General features: G+C 41.5%; 2 protein-coding genes. Both read right to left on the reverse strand.

Features of this window, described 5'->3' with window-relative positions:
* Window positions 1-204, reverse strand: a 204-nt coding sequence (locus tag ACWHAR_RS23800) for a DUF2653 family protein (protein ID WP_452088031.1), incomplete at its 3' end; no start/stop codon positions are given.
* Between the two features lie 3 nt (window positions 205-207).
* A complete protein-coding gene (locus tag ACWHAR_RS23805; protein ID WP_003244225.1) occupies window positions 208-858 on the reverse strand; it encodes a hypothetical protein in 651 nt (216 codons plus the stop codon).
* Window positions 859-977: the final 119 nt, after the last annotated feature.

Here is a 977-nt window from a genome sequence, read left to right on the forward strand (position 1 = left end):
TAAGAACTGAATAATGCCTTCTGAAATGTCATCTGACATAAGCTGCTTGTGGTGCAGGCCAAATGTAGCTTCAGCGAAGAACCCTGTACGCTTGTTATAAGATAGCTCCTTTACTTCAACGTCTTCAGGGTAGATATCTTCTTTATTGGAAATATACACGCAAATTCCGTCTACAATTTCTTGCTCATTTAATATTAATCTCATTGCCTAAAATCTCCTTCTGTACGTCTTCGGTGCTTTAAATGCGCGAATCAGTGCGATGACAATGATTAAAATAATAATCAAAGCGATGATATCAACGATCCAGGCAATGGGTGAAGCGCCATAAGAAACATAACCTGGGCCTCCGACTGGATGATAGGTGTAACCCCATGGGTGCATCATGCTGATCATGAACATACCCATTGTAAATCCGCTATAATATCCAAACCATCCTGATGGCGCGAAACCTGCGTGATAGTAATGATTGACTGAAACATATCGTCCGCCAACATAGGCTTTAGACGTTTTTCCGCTGTATGTCTTTCCGGTTACTTTTGATGTAGCGCCGGAAAAGGTGCCTGACGATTTTTTAGAGCTTGATGAACTTGCCTTTTCCGAAGGCTTCTTTTTAAGCGAAATCGATGATGATGAATCGTCAGACGTCTTGGATTTTTTGCTAGAAGAGCTTGATCCTGAGCTGTAGCTTGATTTCGGGCTTGATTTATAGCTTCCGCTGTATGACGAGCTTGAACTTCGGCTGCTGTAACTAGATGATGAGCGGCCGCTAAAGCTCTTTGCATGAGAAATCGTTGATGGCAGCAGTACACCTAAAGCAACGGTTACTGCAACTAAGGCTTTTACATATTTAAGTTTCATTCTGTTTCCTCCATAGACCATCGAAATGTTCCGCTATTCTGACCAGCAAATAAAAGAAGCTGGGTCAGCTTTATTTCATATGAGCTAGATGATATGAACGTTTCATACTTTTGCTTTCT

The sequence above is a fragment of the Bacillus sp. LR--39 genome, assembly GCF_053613335.1.

Excerpts from the sequence above, each read along its gene's own strand:
- ACWHAR_RS23805 (WP_003244225.1), bottom strand. The coding sequence starts at position 858 with ATGAAACTTAAATATGTAAAAGCCTTAGTTGCAGTAACCGTTGCTTTA.